The sequence below is a fragment of the Serratia sp. ME47 genome (assembly GCF_903970925.1).
GTDB lineage: Bacteria > Pseudomonadota > Gammaproteobacteria > Enterobacterales > Enterobacteriaceae > Serratia > Serratia ureilytica.
This window is the reverse complement of sequence record NZ_CAJCKE010000005.1, coordinates 24,024-36,896: the sequence shown is the minus strand read 5'-3', so window position 1 is coordinate 36,896 and position 12,873 is coordinate 24,024. Positions and strand designations below refer to the sequence as shown.

Annotated in this window: 14 protein-coding genes; 5 read left to right on the top strand and 9 right to left on the bottom strand. The window is 62.7% G+C overall.

Going from position 1 to position 12,873, the window contains the following annotated elements; genetic code table 11:
- Positions 1 to 477 precede the first annotated feature (477 nt).
- The 6 genes from H7A77_RS07390 to H7A77_RS07365 all read right to left on the bottom strand — a co-directional run bounded on the left by H7A77_RS07390 (position 478) and on the right by H7A77_RS07365 (position 7,119).
- On the bottom strand, positions 478 to 1,560 hold the full coding sequence (locus tag H7A77_RS07390; protein ID WP_072626657.1) for a porin: 1,083 nt from the start codon (positions 1,558 to 1,560) through the stop codon (positions 478 to 480).
- A gap of 31 nt (positions 1,561 to 1,591) precedes the next feature.
- Entirely contained in the window at positions 1,592 to 2,383 is a 792-nt protein-coding gene (locus H7A77_RS07385) for an ABC transporter ATP-binding protein (RefSeq protein WP_182073995.1), read from the bottom strand.
- Between the two features lie 15 nt (positions 2,384 to 2,398).
- Positions 2,399 to 4,120 carry an ABC transporter permease subunit gene (locus H7A77_RS07380; RefSeq protein WP_033641724.1) on the bottom strand — a complete coding sequence of 574 codons (1,722 nt, stop codon included), beginning with the start codon at positions 4,118 to 4,120 and terminating at the stop codon, positions 2,399 to 2,401.
- A 482-nt stretch (positions 4,121 to 4,602) separates the two neighbouring features.
- Positions 4,603 to 5,292: a trehalose-6-phosphate synthase gene (locus H7A77_RS07375; protein ID WP_033641725.1), complete on the bottom strand. Its 690-nt coding sequence runs from the start codon at positions 5,290 to 5,292 to the stop codon at positions 4,603 to 4,605.
- A gap of 13 nt (positions 5,293 to 5,305) precedes the next feature.
- Entirely contained in the window at positions 5,306 to 5,716 is a 411-nt protein-coding gene (locus tag H7A77_RS07370) for a GNAT family N-acetyltransferase (protein ID WP_047025147.1), read from the bottom strand.
- Positions 5,717 to 5,748: 32 nt separating this feature from the next.
- Positions 5,749 to 7,119 (bottom strand): glutamine synthetase family protein, encoded by a 1,371-nt coding sequence (locus tag H7A77_RS07365; protein ID WP_122016555.1) that lies wholly within the window; start codon positions 7,117 to 7,119, stop codon positions 5,749 to 5,751.
- Between the two features lie 236 nt (positions 7,120 to 7,355).
- On the opposite strand from H7A77_RS07365, the gene H7A77_RS07360 reads away from it, so the two are divergent.
- Entirely contained in the window at positions 7,356 to 7,655 is a 300-nt protein-coding gene (locus H7A77_RS07360) for a hypothetical protein (RefSeq protein ID WP_182073994.1), read from the top strand.
- Positions 7,656 to 7,670: 15 nt separating this feature from the next.
- On the opposite strand, the gene H7A77_RS07355 is transcribed toward H7A77_RS07360, so the two are convergent.
- Genes H7A77_RS07355 through H7A77_RS07345 form a run of 3 tightly spaced genes read right to left on the bottom strand, consistent with a single transcriptional unit; the run spans position 7,671 to position 9,158 of the window.
- Positions 7,671 to 8,072, bottom strand: coding sequence for a putative T6SS immunity periplasmic lipoprotein (locus tag H7A77_RS07355; protein WP_033651398.1), 402 nt, complete (start codon positions 8,070 to 8,072; stop codon positions 7,671 to 7,673).
- Positions 8,069 to 8,269 (bottom strand): hypothetical protein, encoded by a 201-nt coding sequence (locus H7A77_RS07350; protein ID WP_182073993.1) that lies wholly within the window; start codon positions 8,267 to 8,269, stop codon positions 8,069 to 8,071. The genes H7A77_RS07355 and H7A77_RS07350 overlap by 4 nt, the downstream gene beginning before the upstream one ends.
- Positions 8,241 to 9,158, bottom strand: a complete 918-nt coding sequence (locus H7A77_RS07345; protein ID WP_182073992.1) for a LysR family transcriptional regulator — start codon at positions 9,156 to 9,158, stop codon at positions 8,241 to 8,243. The genes H7A77_RS07350 and H7A77_RS07345 overlap by 29 nt, the downstream gene beginning before the upstream one ends.
- 168 nt (positions 9,159 to 9,326) lie before the next feature.
- Here H7A77_RS07345 and H7A77_RS07340 point away from each other — a divergent pair, with 168 nt between their 5' ends.
- Genes H7A77_RS07340 through H7A77_RS07325 form a run of 4 tightly spaced genes read left to right on the top strand, consistent with a single transcriptional unit; the run spans position 9,327 to position 12,831 of the window.
- Positions 9,327 to 10,025 (top strand): CoA transferase subunit A, encoded by a 699-nt coding sequence (locus H7A77_RS07340; protein WP_004933280.1) that lies wholly within the window; start codon positions 9,327 to 9,329, stop codon positions 10,023 to 10,025.
- An 11-nt stretch (positions 10,026 to 10,036) separates the two neighbouring features.
- Positions 10,037 to 10,690, top strand: coding sequence for a CoA transferase subunit B (locus H7A77_RS07335; RefSeq protein WP_025305151.1), 654 nt, complete (start codon positions 10,037 to 10,039; stop codon positions 10,688 to 10,690).
- 14 nt (positions 10,691 to 10,704) lie between these two features.
- A complete protein-coding gene (locus H7A77_RS07330; protein ID WP_089192656.1) occupies positions 10,705 to 11,889 on the top strand; it encodes an acetyl-CoA C-acetyltransferase in 1,185 nt (394 codons plus the stop codon).
- Between the two features lie 18 nt (positions 11,890 to 11,907).
- Positions 11,908 to 12,831: a 3-hydroxyacyl-CoA dehydrogenase family protein gene (locus tag H7A77_RS07325; RefSeq protein WP_182073991.1), complete on the top strand. Its 924-nt coding sequence runs from the start codon at positions 11,908 to 11,910 to the stop codon at positions 12,829 to 12,831.
- Positions 12,832 to 12,873: the final 42 nt, after the last annotated feature.

Here is a 12,873-nt window from a genome sequence, read left to right as displayed (position 1 = left end):
CTGTTAATAAGCGTATGCTGGAAGGATTAGCCTGTCAGGCGCGCCGGAGCGGCGTGCGCGGAGGCCATGCGCTGAAGGGGTAAAGCGAAGGGATGTGGTAACTGACGCATATCCTGACACTTTCAGGATGCAATGGGATGACTATTGCTCCTGTGACCTCAGCGATTCCAACAATAAAATAAACAACCAACTGTCGCCGTCCATATCATTTCCCCGTTATTTTTCGTGTGGCCATAATACGCGTGATATTGCCTGTGATTCAATGTGGTTAGGCGGAATTATCTCGGCAAAATGTAATTTAATATGAATACGGGAAAGTTTTTCTTTATTTATTAAACGGGGCGTCAACGAAAATCATGAGAATGAATATAGGCGCTATTTTATGGAAATATAAACCTGAATTAAACGAGAGAATAACAGGGCGGGCGCAAGACAAATAATGAACCGGCCGCAGCGCGCGCTGCGGCCGGTATCGGGTCAGAACTGATACATGATGCCGGTTTCGACAATGTCGTCGGCGCCGGCGCCGACGGCGTTCTGCCGTTGCAGCAGGTTGAGCTTGTACTCCACGTAGGTCGACATATTGGCGTTGAAGCTGTAGTTCAGCGCCAGATCCAGGTATTTGACCAGATCGGCGTCGCCGATGCCGGGCAGGTTACGGCCGCGCGTTTGCAGGTAGGCCACCGAGGGCGTGACGCCGGAATCGAAGTGATACTGCGCGACCGCCTCGACGGCGTCCGCGCGGGGGGCGAAGCCGGCGTAGCGATCGCCGTCGACATAGGTCATGTTTTCGGTGCGCGCATAGCTGGCCGCCAGGTAGAGGTTGTCCAGGTCGTATTTCAGCCCCAGCGTCCAGGCCCGGGCGCGATCGCCGTCAGCCAGGCCGAAGCGCTGCTGCGCCAGGGTGCGCGCAGAGTTGGCGTAGGCGGCGCCAAAGTTTAGCCCCACGCCGGTGTCGTAGGTGGCGGAAAAGGCGTAGCCATCGCCGTTTTGCGTCTGAATATCCTTCGCCCGCAGAGCGTCGTCCCCCCGATTCTTCCCCTGATATTGCAGGCCGAGATCCAGACCGTCCAACAGCCCGCCCAGGCTGCGGGTGTGGTAGGTCAGCAGGCCGTTGGCACGGCCAGTCATGAAGTTGTCGGCCGCTTCGTAGCTGTCGTTGCCGAATTCGGGCAGCACGTCCGTCCAGCCGGCCACGTCATACAGCAGGCCGTAGTTGCGGCCGTAGTCCAGGCTGCCCCAGCGGCCGAACGTCAGCCCGGCGAAGCCCAGCCGGGTATAGCTATTGCCCGGCCCGGCGCTTTCCGGCTGATCGAGCCCCGCCTGATATTCCCATTGGCCATACCCTGTCAGCCCGTCGGCGATCTGCGTCTCGCCTTTGAAACCGAAACGGGTGTAGGAGCGATCGCCGTTATTGTCGGCATCGCTGCTGAAGTAATGCACCCCGTTCAGTTGGCCGTACAGATCCAGTTTATTGCCGTCTTTGTTGATGATTTCTGCCCCGGCGGCGGCCGCCGGCATCAGGATGACCAGCGCCATCAGTAAGCTTTTATGTTTCATTTCACTACCCTGAGTTAACGAAAATGCGGCCTTATCCGGCCGGTTGCGCCCGCGCGATTTTTTTGTACAGGCAGCTGCGGATCCGATCGGTGAGGTGCCGCAGGCTGTCCCGGTTGCGCGCCGCGCGGGGAATATTGATGCTGAATTCGTCATCGATCCGTTTGCTGGTCGCGTCCAGGATCAGCACCCGATCGGACATCAGCACCGCCTCTTCGACGTCGTGCGTCACCATCACCATGGCGCGCGTGCGCAGCCGGTTGTCTCCCCACAGCGCCAGCAGATCGCTGCGCAGTTTTTGCGCGGTAAAGATATCGAGGGCGGAGAAGGGCTCGTCCAGCAGCAAGACATCGGGCTCTACCGCCAACGCCCGGGCGAAGCCCACCCGTTGGCGCATGCCGCCCGACAGCTCGCGCGGCCAGGCGTGCTCATAGCCGCTCAGCCCCACCAGGCGCAGCAGCGCCTCCAGCCGCTCGGCGATCGTCTGCGGCGGCAGCTTTTGCGCCAGCAGGCCGAAGGCGATGTTGTCGTACACCGTCAGCCAGGGGTAGAGCGCGTAGGATTGAAACACCATGCCGGCGTTGGCGCTCGGGCCGCAGACCGGTTTGCCCGCCAGGGTGAGCGTGCCGCTGTCCGGCGGGATCAGCCCGGCCAGCATGCGCAGCAGCGTGGACTTACCCGAACCGGATTGCCCCAGAATGGTGACGAACTCGCCGGCGTGCACGGTCAGCGACACGTCGCGCAGCACGGGGGGGGGGCGCTTGTTTTCGCCGATAAACGTCTTGTTCAACCGACGGGCGCTGATAATCACGTCTTGAGTCAGCATGTTGTTCCCCCTTGATCAGTCATATTTGAATTTGGTTTCCGCGATGCGATACAGCGGTTGCCAGACGAAGATGATGCACAGCGCCACCAGCGCGCACATCGCGGCGCAGCCCAGTGCGGACTCCGGGTTCTTGCCGGCGTCGGTGACGACGGAAATAAACGCGCCCAGCCCGGTGGCGCTGAGGGTGGTGCTGCCCCACTGGATCACTTCGGCGGCGATGGCGCTGTTCCAGGCGCCGCCGGCGGCGGAGATGATGCCGGTCACGATGTAGGGGAAGATCGCCGGCAGCATGTAGTAGCGCCACCAGCGGAAACGGCGCAGCCCGAAGGTTTCGCTGACCTCGGTGATCTGCGTCGGAATGGCGGAAACGCCGGCGATCACGTTGAACAATACGTACCACTGGGTGCCCAGCATGATCATCGGTATGGCCCACCAGCCGAGATCCTGATGATAAATGGCGATGAAGGCGGCGATCAGCGGGTAGAAAATGTTGGGCGGAATGGCCGCCAGGATCTGGATGATCGGCTGGAAGATCTTCACCAGGCGCGGATTCAGGCCGATCCACACCCCCAGCGGCGTGAAGATCGCCACGCTGAGCAGCATGGCCGCGGCCACGCGCGCGGTGGTGAGCAGCATCCACTCCGGCAGCATGGCGAAGTACTGTTTGGGGAAGTATTCCCACAGCCGGTAACCGAACCAGACGCAGGCCAGCACCACGCCGAGATACCACAGGCTGCGCCACAGCCAATTGCCTTTGGCGGCGAGGCGAAACAGGCGGTGCAGGCCGAGGGCGTACCACAGCCGCGGCAGCTTGAACAGCCACAGATCAGCCAGCGCGCGCAGCGTGCGGCCGAGCGCCGCGCCGACGTGCGAAAAGGCCAGACTGTTGTAGAACCACGGATTGCCGAGCGCCCGATTGGCGGTGACGTCTTCGTATTTGAAGCGGGCGGTGTAACGCACCAGCGGGCGGAAAACCAGCTGATCGAGCAGCACGATGTTGGCGGCCAGCGCGACGATCGCATACAGGATCGCCGGCACGTTCTGCTGCGCCAGCGCTTCGGCGATATAGGAGCCGACGCCGGGCAGTTCGACCGAGCGATCGCCGACCGGAATGGCTTCGGAGGCCACCAGGGCGAACCAGGCGGCGGATTGCGACACCATGGCGTTCCACAGCAGGCCCGGCACCGAATAGATGAATTCCAGCCGCCAGAAACGTTGCCACGGGTTGTAATTGAAGCTGCGGGCGGCTTCGTCCAGCTCCTTGGGCACGATGCGCAGCGTCTGATACAGCGTCAGCATCATGTTCCAGGCCTGGCCGGTAAACACCGCGAAGATGGCGGTGCACTCCAGCCCCATCACGCTGTGTGGGTAGAGGTTGAGAAAGTACACGGTCGTGAAGGTCAGGAACCCCACCAGCGGCACCGACTCCATAAAGTTGACGAAGGGCAGGATCACCCGGCGCAGCGGCGCATAGCGCGCGGCCAGCACGGCGAACACCACAGAAAACAGCAGCGACCAGGCCATGCCGAGGAGAAAACGCATGCTGGTTCTGAGCGAATAATAAAGCAGGTTCCAGGCATCGAGACTAATGGCAGAGACGTTTTGTTCATTGAAGTCGCCGTGCATGTCGCCCCACGCGCGAATAAAAAAGGCAATGAAGAAAACGCCGATGGCGATAACGATAAAGTCATTTAAATAAGACTTTCTGAAAACAGATGTACCCCGGTTATTTTGCATAACGCAATACCTTATTTTTCCCATAAGAAATCCGTCGGCGCTCGGGTAATAGGCCCGGCGACATCAGATAAATACCGCCACAGCGGTTGAGACAAACGTTATTTTCGCAGCGAGGCGATGGGCGGGCAGGCAGAGCGGGAAAGGCCGTCAGAAGGGGAGCGGTTGCCGCATTCCGTATCTTTCAGAATGCAACGTGGATGGCATTACTGAAAGGTGCCCAATAGCATTAGCGTAAAACTAAAACTTTCATCGCCCATAGGGCCCTCCTCGGTTTAAATATGGCACGGAGAGGGTAATGTGTTTTGCTAATAAAAAGCAATTGGCGGCGCGCGGTTTTTACGGTTGATATGTAACAGGATGAATATTCATTTTTTAATCGCTATATTCAGAAAATAAAATAACCTATTTTGATGGCAGTAAATGCGGTGAAAATAAATCGCGGCGAAATAAAACGGCGCGCCTGAATACCGCGCGCCGTAACATTAATAAACCTGCCTGCCGTTGATGCCGGCGGGGAAAATGCCGGTGGCGAAGAGATGCCCGTTGGCCTGGATCTGGTCGTCGGGCAGCATCTCCAGCGGAAACTCGGCCGCCAGGCAGTTGAGAAAGGCGTTGCGATCGTCGGTGGTGGTAAAGCCGATCAGATCGTAGAACAACAGCGAAGCGATCAGCTGGCGATGTTCCGGGATGCGCCGCAGCAGCGCCGCCGACGGGAACGGCAGATGGAAAAAGAACGCGCAGTCGTTCAGCAGCCCCTGTTCCTTCAGCGCCTGGGCGCAGGGCAGCAGTTGGTAATCGTCGATGCAGACGATGTCGCCCGGGCACAGGTGTTCGCAGGCGATATCGGCGAAACGGCGATTCAGCTGCCGGTAGGCGCGGTAGTTTTCCGGCGTGAAGTGCGCCTTCTCCGGCTGGTTGTGGAACACCGGCCACAGGCCGTCGTGGTAGTAGCCCTGATAGTGGCGGCGGAACTCTTCGATCGACAGCGGGAAGGTCACCTGATCGTAACCGGCGTCTTGGCGGCAGTGGATCGGGCGCTGCGCGAAATTCTGTACGTCGCCGTTCCAGCCGAGCCACAGCCCCGGTTCTGCGTCGGCCGCCAGCGTCCGGCCGGCGCAGGCCAGATCCTTGCCGTCGCACTGCTTGTTGGAAATCAGCACCAAACGAGACATGGGGGTCTCCTTATCAGTGAAGGGCGCGCGGGGCGTGCGCCGCGCAGTCGGCGCGCCAGGGCGCTTGCAGCGCGGGCAGCGTGACGCGCAGGCCGCGCAACGCCGGATGCGCCAGGCAGCAGCGCGTCAGCCAGCTTCCCAGCCCGACGCCGCGGTATTCGGCGCTGACGAACAGTTCGCTCACCGAGGCGAAGGTGGCGTAATCGGTTACCATGCGGGCGAAGCCGAGCTGGTGGCGTTTGCGATACAGGCCAAAGCACAGGCCGTGGCGCGCCAGGCGCTCCGCCGCCGCTCGATCCTGCAGGCTGAGAAAACGCTGGATCGCGTCGATATCCAACAACTGCCGATCGGTGCTGATATGAAAAACGCCTTTGCGCCAGCAGAGCAGCGGCTGTGCGGGCGCCCGTTGCGGTTGCATATTCATGATTATCCTTAGGTTAACGAATCAGTGGGCGGTTACAGCATCCAGCCGAGTTCGGCGGCGGTGACCTGTTCCTCGAAGCGGCGCAGTTCGGCGCTTTTGCAGGTGAGCCACAGGGTGCAGAACGCCGGGCCGAGCAGTTCGCGCAGCGGATCGCTGTGGCGGAACAGCGCCAGCGCCTCCTGCTGGCCGAGCGGCAAGGGCGCGGCGTTGTCGCTCTCGCAGCCGTTGGCGGCGGGCGGCAGCGGCAGCGGGTGTTCCAGCCCGTGCAGCAGGCCGCCGAGCATCACCGCCAGCGCCAGATAGGGGTTGGCGTCGGCGCCGGCCAGGCGGTATTCGATGCGCTGGTTGGCGCTGTCGGCGCAGGGCAGGCGCAGCGCCACCGTGCGATTGTTGTGGCCCCAGGAGGCGCGCAGCGGCACGTGCATGCCGGGGCGAAAGCGGCGAAACGCGTTGATGTTGGGCGCCAGGATCGCCATCGACGCCGGCATCAGCGCCAGCATGCCCGCCATCGCCTGCTGCATGTTGTCGCTCAGTTCGCCCGGCGCGCCGGTCAGCAGGTTCTCGCCGTGCTCGTTCTGCAGGCTGATGTGAAAATGCAGCCCGCTGCCGGCGGCATGGGCGCAGGGCTTGGCCATAAAGCAGGCGTGCTGGTGATGTTGCTCGGCAATCTGCCGCGTCAGGCGCTTCAGCGCCATGATCTGGTCGCAGGCTTCCAGCACGCGCCGGCTGTGATGCAGGTTCAGCTCGTACTGGCCGGAAGCGGCTTCGGCCACCACGCCGGTCAGCGGCAGGCTTTGCAGCCGCGCGTGCCGTTCGATGTCGCTCAGCAGCGCATGGTGGCGCTCGGGCGCATCCACCGCGAAGCTCTGCGTCGGGCAGGCTTCCGCCTCGGCGGGGCGCTGCGGATCCTGCAGGTAGAACTCCAGTTCGGCCGCCACCACCGGGAAGCAGTTGCGCTCGTGCAGGCGCTTCAGCACCCGTTGCAGCACCACACGCGGCTCCAGCTCGCAGGCGTCGCCGTCGGCGTTTTGCATCGTCAGCAGCAGCTGGGCGTGGCGTTCGGGATCGCGCGCGCAGGGGCGCAGCGTGCCGGGCACCGGCAGGCACAGCCGATCCGGCTCGCCCGCCCGTTGCCCCAGCCCGCTTTCTTCAATCACCCGGCCGTGCAGATCCAGGGCGTAGATCGACAGCGGGAAGTAGCAGCCTTTTTCCAGGCCAAAGGCTTCGGCGATCGGCAGGCGCTTGCCGCGCAGCTGGCCGTTCAGATCGTGCAGATAAATATCCAGCTGTTCGGTATCCGGATAGCGCTGCAGGTAGTGTTCCAGCTCTTTGCGGAAGGTGCGCGTCGGCGATGCGGGCAGCTCTGCCAGCAGAGGATTGAACCCGATGATATTAGAATGCATGGCGCGCTCCAGAACGAAGACCGGTCACGGCCAGAGGCAGGGATAAACGCATGAGACAACTCTCTTGTGAGGCCATAGCGGCGATGTGAAAAGGGTATCTGCGGCGGCAAAAACTGTCTGTAAAAACGCCGTAACGTTAACGGGGCGCGGAATAAAAATGCCGTAAAGAGCGCGGCGGGTTGGCCGGGGCGGCACGGTCTATACTGGCGAGACGGGCCGTAGAAGGAGAGATAACGATGAAGAGAATAGGGTTGCTTATCGCCGCGCTGGCCGCGTTCCACGCCACCGCGTCTTCCCCACAGGCGTGGGCCGAGAGCGAACGGGCGATGCGCGCCGCCTGCCTGAAAGCCAGCGGGCTAAAAAACGCCAGGGTGGAAGGGGATATTATTCACTACGGTGATGACGTCGGCTATTCGGCGCTGTTTATCGGCGGCCGCTACCCGCAGCCGTTTATGAAAAACCAGCCGGGCAGGGAGCTGTGCTTATATCAGCGCGCCACGCAGAAGGCGGCGGTGCAGGCGGTGGAGGGGGAATAAATAATCCCAGTCTCCTTACTGTAGCTGTATTTCTCCCTTGGGATTAATTATTAAGTTGAATTCTTTCATGTATTTACGCCTTTCCGTGTCGTTATTCATCGAGACGCCGAGCAAGACCGAGTATTCTCCCGCAGCCCAGTTTACCTGCGGATAAGTGGCGCATTGTCCCGGTTTCAGGTCGGGCAACGGAGTGACTTCTGGTGAGGCCCAGACGATATGCCATTGCTGTTGTTCCTGTCGTGAGACGATCACTCCCCTGTTTTGCAGGCTGTCGCCGCTGCGAACGCTGTTGATGGGCACGGCAAAGCAAGGTTGGTTGTCTTTGAGCGAGACATCCAACGGATGGTACCAGGGCTGAGTGGATTGGCAGCCGTTCAGTAGCAGTGCGCACAGTAAAGAGAGATAAAGTTTTGTCATAGCAAGGTGTTCCGGTTCTTTGGATTGTTCAGGAAAGCTCGCAATACCCATTCATAACGTTTTTTGATGTCTGGCCCAATAATGCCGCTGTAGTTGGTGGCTACGTGGAAGCGATGGGCGGCACGCTGCGCCTGGACATTGAACTGCCGGGCGGCAAGCACGTCGGGTTTACGGTTTAAGCACAGGCTGCCCGCCACTCCCCGCCATCTCCCGTTCGATTACCGTCGCCAGCGCCTGCGCGGCGGAAGAGAGTTGGTGCTGCGCCAGGCGGATCAGGCCCACGCGCCGTTCGATGATCGGGCCGATCAGCGGCACGCAGACCGCCCCCAGCTCATCCATCTGTTGCTCGCACAGCGCCGGCACCGCGCTGGCGCCGAGGCCGTTGGCCACCATGCGCCCGACCGTCACCAACTGGTGACTCTCAAACGCCACCTCCAGCGTTCGCCCGCTGCGGGCCAGTTCCTGCTCCAGCAGCAGCCGCACCGCCGATGGCCGCTGCAGGGTGATGAAATCCAGCGTCAGCAGCTCCTTCCAGCTCACCTGAGCCTTGCGCGCCAGCGCCGAATCCTTCGGCACCACCGCCAGAAAGCGATCGCGGCACAGCGGGGTGAAGTGCAGGGTGTCGCTCGGCTCCGGCTCGAAGGCGATGCCCATCTCCACCCGGCCTTCGCGGATCATTTCAAACACCTGTTCGTTGATGACGTCGTGCACCGCCACGTTGATGCCGGCATAACGATCGCGAAACGCCTTGAGTATCGGCGGCAGCGGGTTGCCGGCGAACGACGGCATGGCGGCGATCGCCACCTTGCCCATCTGCAGGGTGAAGCGCTGACGCATCGCCTCTTCCGCGTTGTCCCAATCCGCCAGCAGCTGGCGCGCCATCGGGAAGAAGGTTTCTCCTTCCGGCGCCAGCGTCACCCGGCGGGTGGTGCGCAGCAGCAGCGGCCCGCCCAGCGCGTCTTCCAGCCCACGGATCGCCAGGCTGAGCGCCGGCTGAGAAATATTCAGCCGCTCGCTGGCCTGGGCGAAATTCAGAGTGTGAGCTACCGCTAAAAACGCGCGTAACTGTTTGATGCTCATTTTCATTTTGGTTGGCGTTAACTCTTTGTTAATTTTCGGTTAACGGGTGATTAATAAAAATTCTAAATGAATGCGGCATAAAAACAAAATTAACAAATCATTTTTGTGACCTGAAGATGCCCTCACGTAAGCCAGGGCATTTCGCCCTGCGCCGCAACATGCAGGGGCAACGATATGGCAGGGCTCGACAAACGCGTCGGCAGCTACCAGGAAGCGCTGGCAGGCCTGACGGACAACATGACGGTGCTGGCGGGCGGCTTTGGCCTGTGCGGCATCCCGGAGAATCTGATCGAAGAGATCCGCCGGCGTGGCGTGCGCGGGTTGACGGTGGTTTCCAACAACTGCGGCGTCGATGGGTTCGGCCTCGGGCGGCTGCTGGAAACCCATCAGATCCGCAAGGTGGTGGGATCTTACGTCGGCGAAAACGCGCTGTTCGAGCAGCAGGCGCTCAGCGGCGAGCTGGAGGTGGATCTCACGCCGCAGGGCACGCTGGCGGAGAAGATCCGCGCCGGCGGCGCCGGCATCCCGGCATTCTTCACCGCCACCGGTTACGGCACGCCGATCGCCGAAGGCAAAGAGGTGCGCGAGTTCAACGGCCGCCCCTACATCATGGAAACCGCCATCACCGGCGATTTCGCCATCGTGAAAGGCTGGAAGGCCGATCACTTCGGCAACGTCATCTACCGCCACACCGCGCAGAACTTCAATCCGCTGATGGCGACCGCCGGGCGCATCACGGTGGTGGAAGTGGAAGAGATCGTCGCGCCGGGCGAGCTGGATCCGGCGGCGATCCACACCCCCGGCATCTATGTCGATCGGCTGATCCAGGGCACCTTCGAAAAGCGTATCGAACAACGCACCCTGCGGGCATAAGGAGAATTCGCATGCTTACCCGTGAACAAATGGCGCAGCGCGTGGCGCAAGAGCTGAGGGACGGTTACTACGTCAACCTGGGCATCGGCATCCCGACGCTGGTGGCCAACTACGTGCCGGCGGGCATGGACGTGATGCTGCAGTCGGAAAACGGCCTGCTGGGGATGGGCGAGTTCCCGACCGAGCAACAGCTGGACGCCGACATGATCAACGCCGGCAAGCAGACGGTCACCGCGCGCCTCGGCGCGTCGATCTTCGATTCGGCGCAGTCGTTCGCCATGATCCGCGGCGGCCATGTCGATCTGACCGTGCTGGGGGCGTTTGAAGTGGACGTCGAGGGCAACATCGCCTCGTGGATGATCCCCGGCAAGATGGTCAAGGGCATGGGCGGCGCGATGGATCTGGTGGCGGGGGCGGAGAACATCATCGTGGTGATGACCCACGCAGCGAAGGGCGGCGAGTCCAAGCTGCTGCCGCGCTGCACGCTGCCGCTGACCGGCGCCAACTGCATCCGCAAGGTATTGACCGATCTGGCCTATCTGGAAATTGAAGACGGCGCTTTCGTGCTGCGCGAACGCGCGCCGGGCGTCAGCGTGGCGGAGATTGTCGCCAAAACCGCCGGCCGGCTGATCGTGCCGGAGCAAGTGCCGGAAATGCGTTTCTGAAACGGGAGGTGAATGTGCAACAACGTGAAGTGGTGATCGTGGCGGCGACGCGCACGCCGGTCGGCAGTTTTCACGGCGCGCTGGCGCCGCTGACGGCGGTGGAACTGGGCACGGCGGCGGTGCAGGGGCTGCTGGCGCAAAGCGGCGTGGCGCCGCAGCAGATCGATGAAGTGATCCTCGGCCAGGTGCTGACCGCCGGCTGCGGGCAGAATCCGGCGCGCCAGACCGCGCTGAACGCCGGGCTGCCCGTGACGACGCCGGCGCTGACCATCAACAAGGTGTGCGGCTCCGGTTTGAAGGCGGTGCATCTGGCGGTGCAGGCGATCCGCAGCGGTGACGCCGACGCGGTGATCGCCGGCGGCCAGGAGAGCATGAGCCGGTCGCCTTACCTGATGGCCGGCGCGCGCGCCGGTCTGCGTCTCGGTCACGCGCAGATGGTGGACAGCGTGATCCACGATGGCCTGTGGGACGCGTTCAACGACTATCACATGGGTATCACCGCCGAGAACCTGGCGGAGAAATATGCCATCAGCAGAGAAGAACAAGACAGGTTCGCCCTGCGCTCGCAGCAGAAGGCGCAGGCGGCGCAGCAGGCCGGGCGTTTCGCGCAGGAGATCACGCCGGTGACGGTGCCGCAGCCGAAGGGCGAAGCGCTGCGGGTAGAGCGCGACGAACAGCCGCGCGACACCAGCCTGGAGGCGCTGACGCGGCTGCGCCCGGCGTTTCGCAAAGAGGGCACGGTGACCGCCGGCAACGCCTCGTCGCTCAACGACGGCGCCGCCGTGGTGCTGCTGATGAGCGCGGAAAAAGCCGCCGCGCTGCGTTTGCCGGTGCTGGCGCGCATCGCCGGTTACGCCTCGTCGGGCGTCGATCCGGCGATCATGGGCATCGGCCCGGCGCCGGCCGCGCGCCGCTGCCTGGAAAAAGCCGGTTGGCGGCTGGAGGAGGTCGATCTGATCGAAGCCAACGAAGCCTTCGCCGCGCAGGCGCTGGCGGTGGGCAAAGAACTGGGCTGGGAGGCGGAGCGGGTGAACGTCAACGGCGGAGCGATCGCGCTGGGGCATCCGATCGGCGCGTCCGGCTGCCGCATTTTGGTGTCGCTGCTGTACGAAATGCAGCGCCGCGAGGTGAACAAGGGGCTGGCGATGCTGTGCATCGGCGGCGGGCAGGGCGTGGCGCTGGCGGTAGAGCGCCCGTAAACAACCGAGGAAGGCACGATGCAGTCATCTGACTATGCGGTACTGGGCGCCGGGCTTATGGGGGTGGGCATCGCCACCCACTTTATTCGCCACGGCCATGAGGTGCTGCTGTATGAACCGGATCCGCAGCGCCGGGAGGAAGCGTCGGCAGTGGCGAGCGGTATTCTGGCCGAGCTGAGCGACGTCGGGCAGTTTGATCGCGACGAACGCGAAGCGGCGCTGGCGCGGCTGCGCGTGACCGGCGATCTGAACGCGGTAGCGCACGCCCGGCTGCTTATCGAGGCGATCCCGGAACGGCTCGAGCTGAAGCACGCGCTGTATGAGCAGTTGGAAGGGCTGATCGCTGACGACGCGGTGATTGCCAGCAACACCAGCGGCTTGCCGCCGGACGAGCTGGCGGCGCGCATGACCCATCCGCAGCGGCTGCTGATCGCCCACTTTTGGCACCCGCCGCACCTGATCCCGCTGGTGGAGATCGTGCCCGGCAGCGCCACCGAGCCGCGCCATCTGGCGGCGGTGCAGGCGCTGCTCGGCGAGATGGCGCTGGAGGCGGTGCTGCTGGAACGCGCAGCGCCGGGGTTTGTCGGCAATCGGCTGCAGTTTGCGGTGCTGCGTGAGGCGCTGCACATCGTCCACAGCGGCATCGCCAGCGCCGAGGTGGTGGATCAGGTGATGCGCGCCTCGCTGGGGCGGCGCTACGCCATGGTCGGCCCGCTGGAGGCCGCCGACATGACCGGGCTGGCGACGGTGGCGGACATCGCCCGCCACCTGTTCCCGGAACTGGCGACCGGCGACGAGATGACGGCGCTGGTGGAACAGCGGCTGCAGCGCGGCGATATCGGCCAGCGCAGCGGCCGGGGATTTTATCTTTGGGATGAAGCGCGCAGGGAACGCATTCAACGGCGACGGGCGCATCAGCTGCGCTTTGCGCTGAAACCGTAATTTCGCACGCCGTACCTGACAATAACAACGATAGCGAGGTGC

What these genes read in the sequence shown, in the direction of transcription:
- H7A77_RS07390 (WP_072626657.1), bottom strand. Translation starts at nt 1,560, where the DNA reads ATGAAACATAAAAGCTTACTGATGGCGCTGGTCATCCTGATGCCGGCG.
- H7A77_RS07385 (WP_182073995.1), bottom strand. Translation starts at nt 2,383, where the DNA reads ATGCTGACTCAAGACGTGATTATCAGCGCCCGTCGGTTGAACAAGACG.
- H7A77_RS07380 (WP_033641724.1), bottom strand. Translation starts at nt 4,120, where the DNA reads ATGCAAAATAACCGGGGTACATCTGTTTTCAGAAAGTCTTATTTAAAT.
- H7A77_RS07375 (WP_033641725.1), bottom strand. Translation starts at nt 5,292, where the DNA reads ATGTCTCGTTTGGTGCTGATTTCCAACAAGCAGTGCGACGGCAAGGAT.
- H7A77_RS07370 (WP_047025147.1), bottom strand. Translation starts at nt 5,716, where the DNA reads ATGAATATGCAACCGCAACGGGCGCCCGCACAGCCGCTGCTCTGCTGG.
- H7A77_RS07365 (WP_122016555.1), bottom strand. Translation starts at nt 7,119, where the DNA reads ATGCATTCTAATATCATCGGGTTCAATCCTCTGCTGGCAGAGCTGCCC.
- H7A77_RS07360 (WP_182073994.1), top strand. Translation starts at nt 7,356, where the DNA reads ATGAAGAGAATAGGGTTGCTTATCGCCGCGCTGGCCGCGTTCCACGCC.
- H7A77_RS07355 (WP_033651398.1), bottom strand. Translation starts at nt 8,072, where the DNA reads ATGACAAAACTTTATCTCTCTTTACTGTGCGCACTGCTACTGAACGGC.
- H7A77_RS07345 (WP_182073992.1), bottom strand. Translation starts at nt 9,158, where the DNA reads ATGAAAATGAGCATCAAACAGTTACGCGCGTTTTTAGCGGTAGCTCAC.
- H7A77_RS07340 (WP_004933280.1), top strand. Translation starts at nt 9,327, where the DNA reads ATGGCAGGGCTCGACAAACGCGTCGGCAGCTACCAGGAAGCGCTGGCA.
- H7A77_RS07335 (WP_025305151.1), top strand. Translation starts at nt 10,037, where the DNA reads ATGCTTACCCGTGAACAAATGGCGCAGCGCGTGGCGCAAGAGCTGAGG.
- H7A77_RS07325 (WP_182073991.1), top strand. Translation starts at nt 11,908, where the DNA reads ATGCAGTCATCTGACTATGCGGTACTGGGCGCCGGGCTTATGGGGGTG.